At 41.3% G+C, this 20,711-nt stretch carries 11 protein-coding genes, 2 tRNA genes and 3 rRNA genes; 3 read left to right on the forward strand and 13 right to left on the reverse strand.

The genetic code is table 11. The annotated features are described in order from the left end of the window. Positions 1-78: 78 nt before the first annotated feature. From I9192_RS19100 to I9192_RS19110, 3 genes are all read right to left on the reverse strand, one after another. Complete coding sequence (locus tag I9192_RS19100; protein WP_004830334.1) at positions 79-1,692, reverse strand: acyl-CoA carboxylase subunit beta; 1,614 nt, start codon at positions 1,690-1,692, stop codon at positions 79-81. Further along, on the reverse strand, positions 1,689-2,600 hold the full coding sequence (locus I9192_RS19105; RefSeq protein WP_005031233.1) for an SDR family oxidoreductase: 912 nt from the start codon (positions 2,598-2,600) through the stop codon (positions 1,689-1,691). Before I9192_RS19105 ends, I9192_RS19100 begins: the two co-directional genes overlap by 4 nt. Positions 2,601-2,688: 88 nt before the next feature. Continuing rightward, positions 2,689-4,479, reverse strand: coding sequence for an acyclic terpene utilization AtuA family protein (locus I9192_RS19110; protein ID WP_005031235.1), 1,791 nt, complete (start codon positions 4,477-4,479; stop codon positions 2,689-2,691). A 167-nt stretch (positions 4,480-4,646) separates the two neighbouring features. Here I9192_RS19110 and I9192_RS19115 point away from each other — a divergent pair, with 167 nt between their 5' ends. Then, positions 4,647-5,246: a TetR/AcrR family transcriptional regulator gene (locus I9192_RS19115; RefSeq protein WP_010591459.1), complete on the forward strand. Its 600-nt coding sequence runs from the start codon at positions 4,647-4,649 to the stop codon at positions 5,244-5,246. A 68-nt stretch (positions 5,247-5,314) separates the two neighbouring features. After that, positions 5,315-5,746, forward strand: a complete 432-nt coding sequence (locus tag I9192_RS19120; RefSeq protein ID WP_005031237.1) for a hypothetical protein — start codon at positions 5,315-5,317, stop codon at positions 5,744-5,746. A 54-nt stretch (positions 5,747-5,800) separates the two neighbouring features. Here the strand turns inward: I9192_RS19120 and I9192_RS19125 are convergent, their stop codons facing one another. Together I9192_RS19125 and I9192_RS19130 are read right to left on the reverse strand one after the other, a co-directional pair. Then, positions 5,801-6,970: an acyl-CoA dehydrogenase family protein gene (locus tag I9192_RS19125; protein ID WP_005031238.1), complete on the reverse strand. Its 1,170-nt coding sequence runs from the start codon at positions 6,968-6,970 to the stop codon at positions 5,801-5,803. 74 nt (positions 6,971-7,044) lie between these two features. Continuing rightward, on the reverse strand, positions 7,045-8,208 hold the full coding sequence (locus I9192_RS19130) for an acyl-CoA dehydrogenase family protein (protein WP_005031240.1): 1,164 nt from the start codon (positions 8,206-8,208) through the stop codon (positions 7,045-7,047). A 194-nt stretch (positions 8,209-8,402) separates the two neighbouring features. Between I9192_RS19130 and I9192_RS19135 the strand changes: the two genes are divergently transcribed. Further along, complete coding sequence (locus I9192_RS19135) at positions 8,403-11,759, forward strand: DEAD/DEAH box helicase (protein WP_200149996.1); 3,357 nt, start codon at positions 8,403-8,405, stop codon at positions 11,757-11,759. A 492-nt stretch (positions 11,760-12,251) separates the two neighbouring features. Here the strand turns inward: I9192_RS19135 and I9192_RS19140 are convergent, their stop codons facing one another. From I9192_RS19140 to pssA, 8 genes are all read right to left on the reverse strand, one after another. Continuing rightward, the gene (locus I9192_RS19140; protein WP_200149997.1) at positions 12,252-12,836 is read right to left on the reverse strand and encodes a hypothetical protein; all 585 of its coding nucleotides are present in this window, start codon (positions 12,834-12,836) and stop codon (positions 12,252-12,254) included. Between the two features lie 112 nt (positions 12,837-12,948). Continuing rightward, positions 12,949-13,063, reverse strand: a 5S ribosomal RNA gene (gene rrf / locus I9192_RS19145). 167 nt (positions 13,064-13,230) lie between these two features. Further along, positions 13,231-16,121: ribosomal RNA gene (locus I9192_RS19150) — 23S ribosomal RNA — on the reverse strand. Positions 16,122-16,478: 357 nt separating this feature from the next. Then, positions 16,479-16,554 (reverse strand) — tRNA-Ala (locus I9192_RS19155). 44 nt (positions 16,555-16,598) lie between these two features. Beyond that, positions 16,599-16,675: transfer RNA gene (locus tag I9192_RS19160), tRNA-Ile, on the reverse strand. 59 nt (positions 16,676-16,734) lie between these two features. Further along, positions 16,735-18,273 (reverse strand): 16S ribosomal RNA (locus tag I9192_RS19165). The 16S, 23S and 5S rRNA genes sit together here with 2 tRNA genes alongside, the layout of an rRNA operon. A 436-nt stretch (positions 18,274-18,709) precedes the next feature. Continuing rightward, on the reverse strand, positions 18,710-19,795 hold the full coding sequence (locus I9192_RS19170) for a DUF6670 family protein (protein WP_005035692.1): 1,086 nt from the start codon (positions 19,793-19,795) through the stop codon (positions 18,710-18,712). A gap of 34 nt (positions 19,796-19,829) precedes the next feature. After that, positions 19,830-20,657 (reverse strand): CDP-diacylglycerol--serine O-phosphatidyltransferase, encoded by an 828-nt coding sequence (gene pssA / locus I9192_RS19175; protein WP_004826732.1) that lies wholly within the window; start codon positions 20,655-20,657, stop codon positions 19,830-19,832. Between the last annotated feature and the right edge of the window lie 54 nt (positions 20,658-20,711).

The following is a 20,711-nucleotide window of genomic DNA, read 5'->3' on the forward strand; positions in this document are numbered from 1 at the left end:
CCCCAACCTTTCTTTGATCAGGTGGGACATTGTTCCTTTTTAAAGGTGAGGTATGTTGAGTTCCACAATGGGGAATTTTTAAAGCCTTGACACTCCAAATCGTATTGGATTCAATTTTCGATGTTCAGCTTCGTAAATAGTTTCAAGCAAAAAAATCAATACTTTGCGTGTGTCTCTTGGATCGATAATTCCATCATCATGAAGCATTGCCGTATTGAATAAGGCGGTAGACTGTTGTTCTAATTTTGCGGCTGTACTTTGTTCCAAAAAGTCCAACATCTGTTCATTCGGCTCCATGCCTGAAGCTTTCTGTTTGCCTTCAGCCACAATCCGTAGCACCTTACCTGCTTGAGCAGACCCCATTACTGCCACATGTGAGTTTGGCCATGCAAAGATAAATTGTGGTGACAGTGGACGACCACACATGGCGTAATTTCCTGCGCCATATGACCCCGCAACAACAATTGAGATTTTTGGGACCGTCGTATTTGCTACTGCTTGGATCAACTTCGAACCATGTTTGATGATGCCGTTTTGTTCTGCATCTGTTCCAACCATAAAACCTGTGGTGTTATGTAAAAACAGTAAAGGACGCTTGGTTTGCTCGCAGAGATGAATGAATTGAGCGGCTTTGGTTGCACCTTGTGGAGTAATCGGTCCATTATTGGTAATAATACCAATGTGTAATCCACCAATTTTTGCCCAACCGCACACGGTCAATGCATCATATTCTTGCTTCACTTCGAAGAAATCAGAATCATCGACAATCCGTGCAATCACTTCCTTCATATCAAAAGGTTGTTTGGGATTTGCAGGAATAATGCCGAGTAATTCCTCAGCAGGGTAACGTGGCTCTTGATAATTTAAATTGAGTTTTTGCGTTTGCTCTTTCCAATTGAGATGTTCAAATACATCACGTGCAATACGAATTCCATCTGCATCATTTTCAGCCAAGAATTCAGCCGTTCCAGCAACCTGTGCATGCATTTCCGCACCACCAAGTTCTTCAGCAGTGGCAACCTCACCTGTAGCGGCCAAAAGCAAAGGAGGACCTGCAAGCAACATCTCGGTTTGTTTGCGCACAGCAATCACATAATCAGATAAGCCCGGTTGATATGCCCCACCCGCTGTTGCATTACCATGTACTACAGAAACTTGGGGTAGACCTGCCGCAGAAAGTCTGGCTTGATTGGCAAAGGTCATTCCACCATAGGTAAATACTTCAGCCGCGTAGTTGAGATTTGCACCGCCACTTTCGGTCAGGGTCAGCATCGGTAATTTTTGTTCGAAAGCAATCGCTTGTAGGCGTAAGGTTTTTTGAACTCCCATCGGAGACATCGTCCCACCTTTGATCGCACTATTACTTGCAGAAATCAGACAGCGAACACCACTGACAAATCCAATCCCTGAAATAATGCCCCCTCCTGCATCAGATCCATCTTTATCATCATGCATGCCGTAGCCGACTAAACCACACAACTCAACAAAAGGGGAATCCGCATCTAAGGCTAGACGAACACGCTCATGTGGTAAAATTTTGCCTTTTTTATCAAATTTAGCTTTGGCAGCATAAGACTTTTCAATGTTCTTATTTTGAACTGCACGCACTTCAGCAATTTGATTCAATAATGCTTGTTTATTCTGTTCAAATTGCTCACTGCCGACTGCAATTTCGGATTGGAGAACAGTCATGTATTTTCTCCTATTGTTGAGTTATTTGATGAATTGCCTAATTGTTCTTTGAGTACATCTGGAATAAAAGCACGATGGAAGCCATTGAATGATTCGCTATTCACAGCATCCGCCAATGGATACATACGCGTCCCTAAAGAAGCTGCTCCATCGATACGGAGTGTAACTCCAGAAATAAAACCTGCCGCTTCTGAGAGCAAATAACAGATTGCTGAAGAAATTTCGGACTCTGTTCCCATACGTTTGAGTGGCACATTACCTGCCAAGCTTGGAATGATAAATTTGGCAAAATCACCTGAATAATTATCCATTCCCGATGAGATAATCCATCCTGGTGCGACACAGTTCACCCGAACACCTGAACGTCCCCATTCTACAGCCGCTGTTTTGGTCAAATTATCCACACCAGAACGGGCTGCACCTGAGTGTCCCATTCCTGGCATGCCTCCCCACATATCGGCTGCCATATTGACAATACTGCCACCATGTTTTGCCATCCACTGGTTATATGCTTCTTTCATTAAGTAGAAAGTGGCATGCAAGTTATTGCGTACCACGGCATCAAATCCATTGGCTGAAATACCTTCTAAGTTTGAAGGGAATTGCCCACCTGCGTTATTCACCAGACCATCAAGTTTGCCAAATTTTTCAATCACTTCAGCAATCATGTCTTTGACTTGTTGTTCTTCACGGTTATCGCAAACGATCTGATGTACTTTCCCACCATCTTCAATAATTTCTTGACTTACTTTATTGAGCTTTTCAATTTTCCGCCCAGTAATAACAACTTGAGCACCTAAAGATGCCAACTCATGCGCAGTACAGCGACCAATACCAGAGCCACCACCTGTCACAATAATGACTTTATCTTGAAAAGCATCCGATCTAAATATTGAGTGATAATGCATTGTTTTATTTCCAATTTGTTTTCTTTTAGATTGCTTATTTCCTTAGCCTCCGCTTGATCAAGGCAAAGAATTCCACCTTGCCAGAAACTTATACGGGCTTTAAATGTTTAGGAATTTTGACAGGCATATCCAACAGTTGTTGTGCAAAAGCTTTGCCTTGCGGATCAATACGTAAACTGGCAATTCCACCGCCACCCAGTGCATTTTCCAGCATAAAATTCAGCGCATTCAATCCAGGAATTTCATAACGAATCACTTGAGATTTTTCTGGGTCTAACACATGCTGCATATATGCTTTGACATTTTCTTCAGTCAAGTTGGCACGAATCCAAGGCAAATATTCAGCTTGACGTGCAATCACCCCAATATTGCTATGGTTACCCTTGTCTCCACTACGCGCATGAGCGATTTCAACCAAAGGAACCGTTATTTCCTGACCTGAGAATTGGGCAATGTCTCCAACAGGCAATACATCATAGGTCTGTTCATTTGAACCTGATGGAATTTCAACTTTATGGCGCTGTCCAGCAATATCTATTTCTATATTGAGTGTTGATTTGTCCACTAAGAATGAAAAGAGTTTGATCACGGGTGAGGCTTTAGGGCGACCGCCAACGATGCCTGCCAGTGCAGGTGCCATTCCTGTAGATGCTTGTGCAATTTCCGAAGCAAAAAACAGACATGCTTCTTTAAACATATGTTTTACTGCAATTTTGACCACGACTTCACGGCTTTGAATAGGTTTTGCATTGCCCCCATAAGTACTTTCAGTGCCCAATATCTCAACAGACTTTTCAGAAAATGGCGGCACTGAACGTAAAGCTAAAACACGTTCGCATTTATTAAGGATCGCATCTGCAATCACCTGAGCTTTTTCTGGTGCTTCACGCCCTGCGATCAAAAAGCTTACCAACACCCGATATCCATCTGGGTAAGTTGCACTGACCTTATATTGCTGAGTGGGCGCTCGACCTTTTGCACCAATAACCAAAACCCGATCCTGTTCGAGTTGTTGTAATTTTACTTGGCTAAAATCCGCAGTGACATCGGGTAGCAAATAGGCTTGAGGATTACCGATTTCATAAACAATTTGTTCAGCAACTGTCGCAGTCGAAACCAGCCCCCCTGTACCTTTGGGTTTAGTTACAATGAATGAGGCATCGGATTTAACTTCAACAATCGGAAATCCCATATTGTCAAAACCTTGGACCAAACGCCAATCGGTGAAATTCCCCCCTGTGCATTGCGCACCACACTCAATGATATGACCTGCCAAAGCACCTTGGGCAAGTTTGTCATAATCATCCAAAGACCATTGATATTCATGCAATAAGGGTGCAAGTACAACAGCAGAGTCCACCACTCGTCCTGTAATCACAATATCTACGCCTTGATCAAGGGCATCGCGAATTGGAATTGCACCGAGATAGGCATTACAACTGGCAAGCTGATCGGGTAAGTTTTCTCCACTAAACATTTCTTGAATATTTTGTGCTTTTAAAGTGGTCTGTTGAGCGAGTAAGTCATCTCCCAATACCACAGCAATTTTTAAATTTAAGCCTTGAGCATCAATCACTTTTTGCAAAGCATCACGACAAGCCAAAGGATTCACCCCACCAGCATTGCTAATCACTTTAATATTTTTATCGCTAATTTTTTTAAGTAATGGTGTCATCACGCGACTAACAAAGTCTAAAGCATAGCCATGCTCAGGATTGACCATCATCGCTTTTGCCATGATTGACATCGTGATTTCAGAAAGGTAATCAAACACAAGGTAATCAATGTCAGACATATGTACCAGTTGAAATGCGGCAGTATTGGTATCGCCCCAGAAACCTGAGGCACATCCAATTTTCACAATACGCTGATCGTCCATTTTCACACCTATCTTGTTTTGATTGTTCTGAATAAAATTTATGCATCAATTTACCAAGCAAGCGCTTGGTTTGTAAAGTACAAAATGTTATCCTAAATTGGCAAATGTGTTAAAACGCATTTCAAACAATAAAAAAATGGCTTAACTTTATGGAAAAAAATGATCCGATGATCGCTAATTCAATCAATGATATTCAACCCATTGCCTGTTTTGATGACAGCCCTAGAGGTCGTTTATTGCTGGGTGCTGCCTACCTTTTTCACAAACAAGGTTATGCCAAAACAACTGTGCGTGAGTTAGCCAATTTTATTGGAATTCAATCAGGTAGCTTGTTTCATCATTTTAAAAGTAAGGATGATATTCTTGCCCATGTGATGCAACAGACCATTATTTATAATCATGCTCGTCTGTTGGATGCGATTAAAATATCAGATGATCCTGAGCAACAATTGAAACATTTAATTAAAGCTGAACTGATCTCTATTAGCGGTGATACAGGTTCAGCGATGGCTGTTCTGGTTTATGAATGGTTTGCTTTATCCAAACCAAGACAGGATGAGTTGCTTAAACTTCGCAATGCTTATGAAGACATTTGGCTGACTGTGATTGAAAAGCTACGTGAACTCAATAAAGTCCAACATGATGCTTTTATTTGGCGTCGCTTATTGGGAGGTGCAATTGCTTGGACAGTGACGTGGTATAAACCCAACGGTAAAATGACAATGGATGAATTGACTGAAACCGTTTTAAGTATGGCTTTGAAATAAATATTGGTTGATTTCTCTGCGTCAATTTCTTATTTTTTTAAAATTCGAAATGAAATAGTTTTGTTTTCATGATAAAACCGACAAAAATAATCGTTAAAACATACTCTCAACGACACATTACCGCTTCGGCAATTCACGCATTGGCTCAACGCTTTAATTTACTCTATGATCATTTTATGCAAGATTGGGAATATGAGGTTGCTGATCCAAATCGTATTGATGAATTTATAGATGCTTATCTTTCAAATGAACTCAATGAAGACGAAAAATTTGCACTGATGGAAACGATTTTACAATCGTTTGAGGAATCTTCTAAAACGCTAGATTCAGATCAGCAATGGAACACAATTCTTCAGCTTTTAGAAGATAACCTCGACATTCATGCAACGACAATTTGTTATTGGGCATGTGGAAATTCAGCTTACACGCTGTGTTGGAGAATAACGCCCGACTTACGGAAAATTAAACTTCGAAATCATTTAAAAATTACCCCAAAATAAAAGAGATTCTCCTTTGGCATTTCATCATAAACAGATCATTTAATTTGCAAAAAATCAAAACCCCAACTGCTTACTGATCAAATCCTTCATGATTTCTTCTGCACCACCACCAATCATATTAACCTTCACTTCACGGTAGATTCGTTCAGACTTCGTTCCACGCATAAAGCCCATTCCACCAAGCGTCTGTACCGCGGCATCTGCACAAAATTGCATGCATTGTGTTGCAACATTCTTCGACATACAAATCTGTGCGATTAAATCACTTCCCTGTAATTCAGCTTTACTCATACGATAAGCTGTATCTTCCAACAGTGCCCGCGTATAGGTTAAACGCGTTGCCATATCCACCAGTTTATGACGTACCACTTGATGATCAACCAAGCATTTACCAAAAGTTTTTCGATCTTTAGACCACTGTAAAGCTTCTTCATAACATACCAACGCATAACCATATGCCATAGAAGCTAACCAAAAACGCTCCATATTAAAGTTTTTCATAATCACTTTAAAACCTGCGTTTTCTTCTCCTAAAAGATTGTCTACAGGTACTTTGACCTGATCAAAATGCAAATGTGCTGTATCTGAAGCCCACCACCCCATTTTCTTTAACGGAGATTTGGTAATACCTTCACTATGCGCATCCACCAATAGCATCGAAATTCCATTGGCACCTTTTATTTCTGGATTGGTTCTTACAGCAACAGTGTAATAGTCAGCTCGCATGCCTGAAGTAATAAAGGTTTTTTCTCCACTGAGCAGGTAAAAGTCACCGTCTCGTATCGCTTTAGTTTGTAAGGCAGCAACATCTGAACCACCAGTAGGTTCAGTGATTGCCAGCGCAGAAATTTTCTCGCCTGCAATAATTTGTGGCATTACTTGGTCACGAATATGAGGCTGTGCAAAATAATGGATCGGAGGCGTTCCAATGGTATGAATCATCAGTGAGATATGTACTCCGCCTGAACCCGCTTTAGCTGTTTCAACTGCTGCAAGGAACACATGAAATGCATCTGCGTCTGGTATTCCTCCATGATCTTCATCAAACCCTAAACCCAGTAGTCCTATGGATGCAGCTTTTTGATAAAGTTCTCGTGGAAAACTTCCCGCCTCATCCCATTCATTGACATAAGGGCTGATTTCTTTTTCCACAAACTTCTTCACACTGTCAGCAAATGCACGATGTTCAGCGGTGTAGTAAATCGGGTTATTTAAATGATCCATCTCTTGTTGTTCCCTGTTTATTTTTATAACACTTTATTTTCCATACAATACTATCTTAACCAATTACTCAAATTCTAATAGCCCAATTGACGACTGGCGAGATCTTTCATGATTTCTTCTGCGCCTCCACCAATCATATTCACTTTAACATCACGATAAATACGTTCAGACTTCGTTCCACGCATAAACCCCATCCCCCCCAAAGTTTGTACAGCTGCGTCTGCACAAAATTGCATGGTCTGCGTTGCCACATTTTTTAGCATACAGATTTGAGCAATCAATTCATTGCCCTGCATTTCAGGTTTTCCCAGACGATAAGCTGTATCTTCCAATAAAGCCAGTGTGGTGGTAAGACGAGTCGCCATGTCCACAAGTTTATGACGAACCACCTGATGATCTAACAAACGCTTGCCAAAGGTTTTACGTTCTCGTGCCCATTCCAAGGCCTCCTCATAGCAAGTTAGTGCAAAACCAAAACTACTTGCAGCAAGAAAAAAACGCTCCATATTAAAGTTATTCATAATCACCAAAAACCCCATATTTTCAGCACCTAATAAATGATGTGCTGGAACACGGACTTGATCAAAATGTAAATGTGCAGTATCTGAAGCCCACCACCCCATCTTGTCCAATTTTGACTTGCTAATGCCTTTGCTATGGGCATCAATCAATAACATAGAAATACCATTTGGACCTTTGGCATCTACATCTGTACGTACAGCGACCGTATAGTAATCTGCACGAATGCCCGAAGTAATAAACGTTTTTTCTCCACTCACAATATAATCATCACCATCTCGTAGTGCTTTAGTTTTCAACGCCGCGACATCTGAGCCACCAGATGGTTCGGTGATGGCTAAAGCGGAGATTTTCTCACCTGCTAAAATCTGCGTCAGCACTGTCTCTTTAATTTCATCTGAAGCAAAATGATTGATCGGCGGTGCGCCAATTGAATGTGACAATAAAGAAGCGCACAAACCACCTGAACCAGTTTTAGCAAGTTCAATGGAAGATAAAAGGACATGAAAAGCATCAGTTTCAGGGATTCCACCATAGCGTTCATCAAAACCTATGCCTAACAAGCCAATTTCAGCTGCTTTTTGATAAAGTTCTTTTGGAAATGTTTCAGCTTCTTCCCACTCATTGATATGTGGCATTAACTCCTTTTGAACAAACTTACGAACTGAGTCTGCAAAGGCAAAATGCTGATCTGTATAGTAAATTGGGTTATGTTTCATCTTGATGTGCTTCCCAGCATTATTTTTAAAAACTTATACTGACAGATTTTAAAGCATTTAAAGTTGCAGAAATGATCAATTTATAATTAAAAACATGTCAATTTTGCTGAAAACTCATGTATTAATTTCAGCTTCCATTTCAAAAATCCGTTACACTCTTAATAATTTCATTTTAATTTTTAGCTCTAGAAATAATGGCGACACTGAATCAATTTTTATCTCGTTTTAGCCCGGCAACTATTCAACGAAGCTTGAGTTATGTCAAAAAAATTGATCTTAAATCTCTAGAAATTTATCCTGACCGTGACAATTTAGTGATAGAGGCACAAGTTCAAGGGACCGACTATTATGAGACGGCAGTTATTTATAATCCGTTAAAAAATCAGATCGTCGATACCGACTGTAGTTGTCCTGTAGCTTATGATTGTAAACATGCGGCAGCATTAGCCCGTTATTTTTATGATCAAGAAATGTCGAATGCATTGAGTCGACAAAATTTAAACCATTCAGAGCAAACTTCAGCAACAGCCAATCAAACTGCACATGGCACAGCAAAAGCTTGGTTAAATCAATTTAAACAACAATTGGCTCAAATTCAGCCAGCCACAAAAAAAATACCGCATCAACTGGTATACATTTTTCAGGCCAAAAATAATTCGGCTCAACTGCAACTTTGCGTATATAAAGCTCGCTATAATAAAGATGGAAAAATTCGTGATACAGCTCTGTATACCAGTTATGACAATGTGCTTAATGAACGCCTAAAAGTCAGTCCAGAAGAAAAGAAAATCTTTAGTCACCTCTATTTTTTTGCAAAGTTAAATTTCAATAATGCCCATTTTTATCCTTCATCATGGGATATTTCGGGTATTTATCAGGAACATCTTAAAACTGCAATTTTGAGTGGTGATTGTTATGGATTGGATGTACAAAGACCTGCATTAACTTGGTCTGAACAGAACTATAAAATCGAATTTAATTGGCAATCTAAACCTGAGCAACAAACTGAAAAATTAAAAGCACATTTTTTTGATGATCAACAATTAGAAATTACCGGTGAACATGCACAACATATTTATATTATTCATTCTCACCCTTTAAGCTATTTAGATTTGTTCAAAAACCAAGTGGGTGCGCTTGAATCTTCATATTCTAGTGAAATGATTGAAGAACTGCTGAACATGCCTCAGATGCCTGTTGAACTTATGCCTGAATTTCAACAAGCCATCCAACCTTATTCATGTTTTGAAGATTTTCCACAAGCTCAATCTACACAAAATGTAGATATCCTAACTGGCAAACCAACGCCAATTTTACGTTTTGGTACGCATCCACAATATGATCGCTTAGGTCATATGCACCACTATGCTTTTGCAGAAATCGAATTTGAATACCAAGCTGGAAGAATCAAAGCTGGTTTTCCAGATGAATGTTTTGTCAGTAACGTTCAACAAAAAACGGTACGACAACAACGTGATCTTGCCATAGAAAAACAATATATTGCGACCTTAATGGACGCTATTCCATCCCTACAATGGATCACCAAAATACCGAAAAGCAAGAGACCTGCGTTTGATAACATTACTGAAAAATCAATTATTTGTGCAGATCCTACTGCATGGATTGATCAACTGATTCCTGAAAATAAAATTGAACTTCTCGGTTGGAAAGTTGAGCACACTGCCGATAGCCAATTCAACTTACGCGCCACACAAAATTTGCAGTTATCTTTAACCGAATCTGAAAAAAAGCAAGATTGGTTTAATGTTGGCGCAACCATTCAAGATATACATGGTCAAACTTATAATCTAATCGACTTATTGGGCTACGCCATTCAACATAATCCTCATCTCTTAGAAGATGATTATATTATGCAAATGAAGGATGAAAGTTTTCTCATTGTTCATTTAAGAGAAGCTCAGTCTCAATTGGCGTTAAAGGTTCAGGACATCAAACCTATTTTGATTTATCTGAAAGAAATTTTACGCCATCCAGAGTCTGCCTCATTAGACCAATACGATGCTGCACAATTTTTGGATTTACAACATCATTTGGGCATGCCGTGGCAAAGTAGCGAACGTTTACAGATATTTGCTGAGAAGTTGCAAAGTAGTTATCAACATCAAATTGCGACACCTGAAGGCTTTCAAGGAGAATTACGTCCTTATCAACAGCAAGGTTTAGCATGGTTACAGTTTTTACGTGAAACTGAACATGGCGGTATCCTCGCCGATGACATGGGCTTAGGTAAAACAGCTCAAACACTTGCGCATATACTGATAGAAAAACAAGCAGGGCGATTGAAACAACGCCCAGCCTTGATTATTGCACCCACATCTTTAATGCATAACTGGCGTAAAGAAGCTGAAAAATTTACCCCTGAATTAAAGGTTTTAGTCCTTCAAGGTCAAGATCGCTTGGAATATTTTCAAGATATTAACAATGCGGATGTGGTACTAAGTACCTACCCATTAATTGGTCGTGATGAAGAATTTTTATTGCCCCACCAGTACCATTTACTGATTCTGGATGAAGCACAAAACATCAAAAATCCACGGGCTAAAGCATCTCAAGTAGTTCGTCAAATTAAGGCAAAACATCGTCTGTGTTTGACTGGAACACCGATGGAAAACCACTTAGGTGAATTATGGTCTTTATTCCATTTCCTTATGCCCGGTTTTCTTTATAGCCAAGAGTTATTTAATAAAAAATATCGAAATCCTATTGAAAAGCATGCTGATATTCCAACAAAAGTTAAGCTTGTTTCACGTATTAAACCATTTATGTTGCGCCGCTTAAAAACAGAAGTTGCCAAAGAACTTCCAGAAAAGACCACAATTGAAGTCAATATTGACATGAATGAACAGCAATCTAAACTCTACGAGGCTGTTCGTGCAACAATGCAAAAGAATATCCGAGAACTCATTGCAGCCAAAGGTTTTCATCGTAGTCAAATCCAGATCTTGAGCGCCTTACTAAAACTTCGACAAGTATGTTGCCATCCTAGCCTTTTACAGCTTGATCAAATTAAAAATCAAAATGTCGAATCTGCTAAGTTGGATCATTTATTAGAAATGGTCCAAGGCATGGTTGAAGAAGGACGCAAGATTTTAATTTTTTCTCAATTCACAACCATGCTTCAACTCATTGAAGAACATTTAAAAGCATTAAATATTCGAAATGTAAAATTGACAGGACAAACCAAAAAACGTGATGAAGTGATTACTGCATTCCAATCAGGAGAAATTCCTGTTTTCCTGATCAGTTTAAAAGCGGGTGGCGTTGGACTAAACCTAACTGCTGCGGACACTGTAATTCACTTTGATCCATGGTGGAACCCTGCCGCTGAAGATCAAGCTTCAGATCGTGCATGGCGAATCGGTCAAGACAAACCTGTCTTTGTTTATAAACTGATTACCAACCAAAGTATCGAAGAAAAGATTTTAGCCTTGCAGAAAAATAAAGCTGATCTTGCCAAATCTGTATTGAGTATTGATCATGAAAATGAAGTGAAATTGTCTGAAGATGATGTCATGAGCTTGTTGGATTGAAACTAAATACCTAGTTAAGCATTACTTTTTATCTAGCCAATGCTTTCATTCAGCATGGAATTTTGCATAATATCCACGAGTAAATGCTTATTAAAATGGTTAACAGCAATTTTCTAATCCGTTCAATGTAAGCATTTACCTACAACTCCTGCCGAACTTAGCGAATATACGGCTGCTTTAAATTAACCTATTCTATCGTTATTGGGAACAGGAAGTTTCCCAGACAAAACAACAATAACAAAACGTCTGAGCATCAGGAACGTGAGATTCGACAGGAGTCAGATCTAACTCACCAATACGAAGAAAACCCCATCAGGATGATGGGGTTTTCTTTTTGTATTCAATTATTTATTAAAACCTTCTATAAATCAAAAAACGAGATTGAATCTTCATCATATTCTTGATGCTCCCACTTCCTTTGAGAAATGATTGGGATAAGTGGTTATTAGTAATAACTCAATATTTCTTATCATTAACCTTGAATCAATACTTTTAAAAGTTGACTAGTTTTAGAGCTTTGTTAAGCTCTCTACCTCTTTCAGCAATCCTATATTGTAGATTTTGTACATGTTGATTAATCTCCTTACCAGCTTCTAAAACTTTTGATAGATTTTCGTGCCACCCTTGGTTATTTGCTTTAATGTCAATTTGCATAACACTTTCCTGATACCCCCAAAAACAGTTTGCTTGACCAAATATTTTTCTTATTGAATCAGACATTTCGGGATAATATAAATCTGTTATTGCATGTGCATCATGAAGACGATTACAGTTTTCAATATATCTTTTACGGAAATCTGTAAGTTCAGTCTCTGCTAATTTGATATAGCTCATGGTTTGTGAATTTTCAAAAGAAATGATTGAGAGAATTTTATGCAATGTCTCCAATTTTTCCCGTTCTAAAGAAACTTCATCCTTTAATCGCTCATTGGCTAAACGATCCAATTGAAGCTGAACATCTTTCTCGGAATTTTTTTGTGCTATTTTTAATTGAATTCCACTAGTATAACGCGCAACGATATAGCCAAACAAAGCAGTAATCGTAGCACCTAAAAGTATATATATTTCTTTTTCCATTTCAACATCCTTACTCTATTCTTGTATTAAACTGATTATCAACATTATTTTCTTTTCTTCATGCATAAAAAAACACCCTCAACAGTTAGTTGAGGGTGTTTTAAGAATTAAAAGCTGGCGATGACTTACTCTCACATGGGTAACCCCACACTACCATCAGCGCTAAGAGGTTTCACTTCTGAGTTCGGGAAGGGATCAGGTGGTTCACTCTTGCTATTGTCGCCAGCAAACTGTTATGGACTTTTTCGGGTCTTATGGGTATGCCTTACTTTGTTCCAAATGAGTTTAACAGAACATTTGAGTTGGTTATTGTAACTAGCTTTACAACTAAATCAAGTTTCTTTGATCTTTTATGAATCAAATGATGCTTCACATACAACTGCTTGGGTGTTGTATAGTCAAGCCTCACGAGCAATTAGTATTGGTCAGCTTCATGCGTCACCGCACTTCCACATCCAACCTATCAACGTCGTAGTCTTCAACGGCTCTTTAGAGGACATAAAGTCCTAGGGAAATCTTATCTTGAGGTAGGCTTCCCGCTTAGATGCTTTCAGCGGTTATCCCTTCCGAACATAGCTACCCGGCGATGCGACTGGCGTCACAACCGGTACACCAGAGGTTCGTCCACTCTGGTCCTCTCGTACTAGGAGCAGATCCTCTCAAATTTCCAACGCCCACGGTAGATAGGGACCGAACTGTCTCACGACGTTCTAAACCCAGCTCGCGTACCTCTTTAAATGGCGAACAGCCATACCCTTGGGACCTGCTTCAGCCCCAGGATGAGATGAGCCGACATCGAGGTGCCAAACACCGCCGTCGATATGAACTCTTGGGCGGTATCAGCCTGTTATCCCCAGAGTACCTTTTATCCGTTGAGCGATGGCCCTTCCATACAGAACCACCGGATCACTAAGACCTACTTTCGTACCTGCTCGACTTGTGGGTCTCGCAGTTAAGCGCGCTTTTGCCTTTATACTCTACGCGTGATTTCCGACCACGCTGAGCGCACCTTCGTACTCCTCCGTTACTCTTTAGGAGGAGACCGCCCCAGTCAAACTACCCACCAGACATGGTCCTCGTCCCGGATAACGGGACAGAGTTAGAACCTCAATATTACCAGGGTGGTATTTCAAGGATGGCTCCATAGCAACTGGCGTCGCTACTTCTAAGCCTCCCACCTATCCTACACAAGTAAGATCAAAGTTCAATGTCAAGCTGCAGTAAAGGTTCACGGGGTCTTTCCGTCTAGCCGCGGGTACACCGCATCTTCACGGCGATTTCGATTTCACTGAGCCTCTGCTGGAGACAGCGCCCCCATCATTATGCCATTCGTGCAGGTCGGAACTTACCCGACAAGGAATTTCGCTACCTTAGGACCGTTATAGTTACGGCCGCCGTTTACTGGGGCTTCGATCAAGAGCTTCGCTTACGCTAACCCCATCAATTAACCTTCCAGCACCGGGCAGGCATCACACCCTATACGTCCACTTTCGTGTTTGCAGAGTGCTATGTTTTTAATAAACAGTTGCAGGGGCCTGGTTTCTGTGGCTGCCAATAGCTCAAGGAGCAAGTCCTATCACCGTCAGCAGCGTACCTTCTCCCGAAGTTACGGTACCATTTTGCCTAGTTCCTTCAGCAGAGTTCTCTCAAGCGCTTTGGTCTACTCGACCTGACCACCTGTGTCGGTTTCGGGTACGATTCCTGTGTAACTGAAGCTTAGAGACTTTTCCTGGAAGCATAGTATCAGCCACTTCACGAGTAAACTCGCTTGCTATCAGTTCTCAGCATAGAGCACCCCGGATTTGCCTAAGATGCATGCCTACAACCTTCCACCTGGACAACCAACGCCAGGCTGACTTAACTTTCTCCGTCCTCTCATCGCATTACACAGAAGTATTGGAATATTAACCAATTTCCCATCGACTACGCCTCTCGGCCTCGCCTTAGGGGTCGACTCACCCAGCCCCGATTAACGTTGGACTGGAACCCTTGGTCTTTCAGCGAACGGGTTTTTCACCCGTTTTGTCGTTACTCACGTCAGCATTCGCACTTCTGATACCTCCAGCATGCTTCTCAACACACCTTCATCGGCTTACAGAACGCTCCCCTACCACGTATACAATGTATACATCCGCAGCTTCGGCATATAGTTTTAGCCCCGTTACATCTTCCGCGCAGGCCGACTCGACTAGTGAGCTATTACGCTTTCTTTAAAGGGTGGCTGCTTCTAAGCCAACCTCCTAGCTGTCTATGCCTTCCCACATCGTTTCCCACTTAACTATAATTTTGGGGCCTTAGCTGGCGGTCTGGATTGTTTTCCTCTTGACTACGGACGTTAGCACCCGCAGTCTGTCTCCCGGATAGTACTCATAGGTATTCGGAGTTTGCATCGGTTTGGTAAGTCGGGATGACCCCCTAGCCGAAACAGTGCTCTACCCCCTATGGTATTCGTCCGAGGCGCTACCTAAATAGCTTTCGGGGAGAACCAGCTATCACCGAGTTTGATTAGCCTTTCACCCCTATCCACAAGTCATCCCCTGGCTTTTCAACGACAGTGGGTTCGGTCCTCCAGTTAGTGTTACCCAACCTTCAACCTGCTCATGGATAGATCACCCGGTTTCGGGTCTATACCCAGCAACTAAACGCCCTATTAAGACTCGATTTCTCTACGGCTCCCCTATACGGTTAACCTTGCTACTGAATATAAGTCGCTGACCCATTATACAAAAGGTACGCAGTCACCGAACAAGTCGGCTCCCACTGCTTGTATGCATGCGGTTTCAGGATCTATTTCACTCCCCTCACAGGGGTTCTTTTCGCCTTTCCCTCACGGTACTGGTTCACTATCGGTCAGTCAGGAGTATTTAGCCTTGGAGGATGGTCCCCCCATATTCAGACAAGGTTTCACGTGCCTCGCCCTACTCGTCATCATTATATGTGCACTTTCGTGTACGGGACTATCACCCTCTACGGTAGCACTTCCCAGAGCTTTCCGCTAATACACATATAACTTAATGGGCTGATCCCCGTTCGCTCGCCGCTACTGAGGGAATCTCAATTGATTTCTTTTCCTAAGGGTACTGAGATGTTTCACTTCCCCTCGTTCGCCTCGCATGACTATGTATTCATCATGCGATACCTACCTTATGGTAAGTGGGTTTCCCCATTCAGAAATCTCCGGATCACAGGATATTTGCCGCCTCCCCGAAGCTTATCGCAGGCTATTACGTCTTTCATCGCCTCTGACTGCCAAGGCATCCACCACATGCACTTAATTACTTGACTATACAACCCCAAACAGTCGTTAATCCCTACAAGGAGGATCAACAATGTGGATTTAACCACTTCTATTTGTTGCTTGTGAACTTAATCACTGTACAGCTTCAATTTAATTCATATACCAAAACGCTTGATTCAGTTTTATCGCTAGTTCTCATTTCATTCCGCTTTAACAATTGCTTGTTAAGCTTCATAAAACGAGTTAAACAATTATTTCAACTCAAATATATTCTGTTAATGATTCACTACCGCCTCGTCAGCAAGTAGTTCACTGTGATAAATCACAGAAGTTAATAAACTCTATAAACTTCAGTTCATTAATTTCTATAATCAATCTTTTTTAATCAGGTAACTGCGTAGTAGTGGTGGAGACTAGGAGAGTCGAACTCCTGACCTCCTGCGTGCAAAGCAGGCGCTCTACCAACTAAGCTAAGTCCCCAGCTTAAGATCTTAATATATCTGCTCTTCTGTGTTCAGTAGACTTGGTGGGTCTGACAAGACTTGAACTTGTGACCCCACGCTTATCAAGCGTGTGCTCTAACCAACTGAGCTACAGACCCTCAGATACATCAATGAAGAACAACTTGTTGTGGATTCTTACCAATCGTCAATCTTTCGTTAAGGAGGTGATCCAGCCGCAGGTTCCCCTACGGCTACCTTGTTACGACTTCACCCCAGTCATCGGCCACACCGTGGTAAGCGTCCTCCTTACGGTTAGACTACCTACTTCTGGTGCAACAAACTCCCATGGTGTGACGGGCGGTGTGTACAAGGCCCGGGAACGTATTCACCGCGGCATTCTGATCCGCGATTACTAGCGATTCCGACTTCATGGAGTCGAGTTGCAGACTCCAATCCGGACTACGATCGGCTTTTTGAGATTAGCATCCTATCGCTAGGTAGCAACCCTTTGTACCGACCATTGTAGCACGTGTGTAGCCCTGGTCGTAAGGGCCATGATGACTTGACGTCGTCCCCGCCTTCCTCCAGTTTGTCACTGGCAGTATCCTTAAAGTTCCCATCCGAAATGCTGGCAAGTAAGGAAAAGGGTTGCGCTCGTTGCGGGACTTAACCCAACATCTCACGACACGAGCTGACGACAGCCATGCAGCACCTGTATGTAAGTTCCCGAAGGCACCAATCCATCTCTGGAAAGTTCTTACTATGTCAAGACCAGGTAAGGTTCTTCGCGTTGCATCGAATTAAACCACATGCTCCACCGCTTGTGCGGGCCCCCGTCAATTCATTTGAGTTTTAGTCTTGCGACCGTACTCCCCAGGCGGTCTACTTATCGCGTTAGCTGCGCCACTAAAGTCTCAAAGACCCCAACGGCTAGTAGACATCGTTTACGGCATGGACTACCAGGGTATCTAATCCTGTTTGCTCCCCATGCTTTCGTACCTCAGCGTCAGTATTAGGCCAGATGGCTGCCTTCGCCATCGGTATTCCTCCAGATCTCTACGCATTTCACCGCTACACCTGGAATTCTACCATCCTCTCCCATACTCTAGCTTCCCAGTATCGAATGCAATTCCCAAGTTAAGCTCGGGGATTTCACATCCGACTTAAAAAGCCGCCTACGCACGCTTTACGCCCAGTAAATCCGATTAACGCTCGCACCCTCTGTATTACCGCGGCTGCTGGCACAGAGTTAGCCGGTGCTTATTCTGCGAGTAACGTCCACTCATCTTGGGTATTAACCAAAAGAGCCTCCTCCTCGCTTAAAGTGCTTTACAACCATAAGGCCTTCTTCACACACGCGGCATGGCTGGATCAGGGTTCCCCCCATTGTCCAATATTCCCCACTGCTGCCTCCCGTAGGAGTCTGGGCCGTGTCTCAGTCCCAGTGTGGCGGATCATCCTCTCAGACCCGCTACAGATCGTCGCCTTGGTAGGCCTTTACCCCACCAACTAGCTAATCCGACTTAGGCTCATCTATTAACGCAAGGTCACAAGTGATCCCCTGCTTTCCCCCGTAGGGCGTATGCGGTATTAGCATCCCTTTCGAGATGTTGTCCCCCATTAATAGGCAGATTCCTAAGTATTACTCACCCGTCCGCCGCTAGGTCAATTACCGAAGCAATCTCCCCCGCTCGACTTGCATGTGTTAAGCCTGCCGCCAGCGTTCAATCTGAGCCATGATCAAACTCTTCAGTTAAAATCATTAGTGACTTAAGGTCACAATTCTGGCTCATCAATTACTGACAAATTCTCTCAAATAAACTTCGAGTAATTTAAACCAATCAATCAATGATAATATTTCGATCAATCAATCAGTAAAAATCCACACAAGTTGTTCTTCATATTCTCTTAATGATCTTCTTCATGCTTCGTCAGCATCAAGCTAGGTCGGCTATATTACTCTCTATCTCTAGAAAGTCAACTGTGATTTCAAATTATTTTTTAAACTTCCTTTCTAAAACCCAACTTAATCAATTCAACCAAGTCATTGTTTTATCAGAAGTTTTAATCTTCATCACCGCCGATGGATGTGCATTCTACAGCATTCCTAACCTAACACAACCCCCTTTTTTAATCTTTCTGTTCGGATGGATGTTTTTTCCTCAAATTCACCCTTTTTTTTGCTTTTTTATCTATTTTTTGAGCATTATGAGCGCAGGTTGGCTCGATTTACTGGATAATTTATTTTCTTTATCGATTTCTTGCCACTTTAAAGGGCGACAATCAATATATTCACAATAACCACTTTCGCCTTGGTAGCTTTGTTCATTGATTTGCAGTTGATAACTAAAACTACCGACATAACCTGCCGCTAAACCAAATTTATAATCACCCCGACTTTGAGCTTGGATACTGATAGAAATTTTTTCATCTTGGTATTGCCATTCAAACTCTCTGGGCAAATACATTTCTTGTTGGTTAACCGTTTTGACTTTAGGGAAAACACGCTGAATATTAAATACAACTTGTCGATCAAACATTTTGGCTTCAAGTGTTTGGATATTTCGCATATAGATACGAGAATACAAGGTATTATTCATTTGGTCACAACTATAAACACAAATGATTTGTAACTCATCACTCAATTGAATGAGTTGATAAGTGTAGAGCGCATAAGGAAGATATGGAAAATTCACCATACGCATATATTCAAAAGCCGCGTATTGTTGAATATCATATTTTTGATCTTTGTATTGGATACAACCTTCACAGTGCGCAACCAAAGACCAATTCTCAGCAAAACCAAATTTCAAATGAATAAAATGCGAAACCAAAGGCAAAGTCGTAATCTTTAAATCAAAACTTAATTCGCTATCCCACCTTCGCATTACAAAATTTGGAATTTTTCCAAAAACCTGTTCTTTTTGACCAAACTCAAATTTTACTTTGGATTGATCATCAACCTGAAACTGACAATCATGCTGAATCGAATAGCCATTGAGTTGTCCCACCATATGGGCACTTGTACTGCCCAATACAGTGGCAGTATCTAAAGCAGTGGTCGAGATTTCATTTTGATTGCAGAAAACAGCGTTATTCGGTTGCCCGATCAAACTATAGAAATTGAGATAATGTAATGGAGCCGGTAAGTTAGCCAAAACCAACTTTTGATGCGCAATTTTGTATTTATCTTTGGGAGGGTGATAGCAAAGTTCAGTGGGCGTTTGAGCTTGATTCAGTTGTTTAGACTGATCTAAGAAATCTTGAAACAACCGCATATCAAGCTCCTTACCATAGGTTTTATTTTATATCTTATTCAACCGTATTCTTTCTTGCCAAGAATGTTGTTACAAAACCAGAAATAGCATAGATAATTGAAATCACCAATATGCCTACAGGAATATTATAAGTCATTGCTGCAAGGATAAATACAGCGATTGGCAATACAAAGAATGGTACTCGCTTACGATCCACTGTTTTAAATGAATAGTATTTAATATTGGAAATCATCAACAAACCAACGGCAATAATGACAAACGCATTGGTTGCCTGAATAGCACCATCTTTAAGATTAAAAATATAACTGAAATCTTGTCCAACCCAAACCCATGCGATAATAATGATTGCAGCCAAAGGACTCGCAACACCGATAAAATAACGTTTATCGACCACACCAATTTGTACGTTAAAACGTGCTAAACGGAATGCAGCACAAGCTGTATAAACAAAACAGGCAGCTAAACCAATTCTACCTAAATCATGCATACTCCAGCTATACATTAAGATAGCAGGTGCAACACCAAACGCCAGCAAGTCTGAAAGTGAATCGAATTGCTCACCAAAAGCACTCTGTGCACCAATTGCGCGTGCCACTCGACCATCCAAACCATCAAATAATGCTGCCAGGAAAATGGCATAAATCGCTTGAGTAAAATCACCATTCATACTGGCAATAATGGAATAAAAGCCTGATAACAACGCTGAAGTTGTAATCAGGTTAGGCCACAAATAGATCCCGCGACGTTTTACTTTTTGCCCTTCATGCGTATGCTCTTCCTCTTCAACCTCAAAAGTAATGCCATCAAATCCAAGGTCTTGGTTTGAAGAGTTTGGGCTTTCTGGTTTATTTATATTTGTCATTTTCGAATCCTATCTATGGCTCTTATTTTGGAGCTGTTGATATCTCACCTAAGA

Source organism: Acinetobacter bereziniae (genome assembly GCF_016576965.1).
GTDB lineage: Bacteria > Pseudomonadota > Gammaproteobacteria > Pseudomonadales > Moraxellaceae > Acinetobacter > Acinetobacter bereziniae.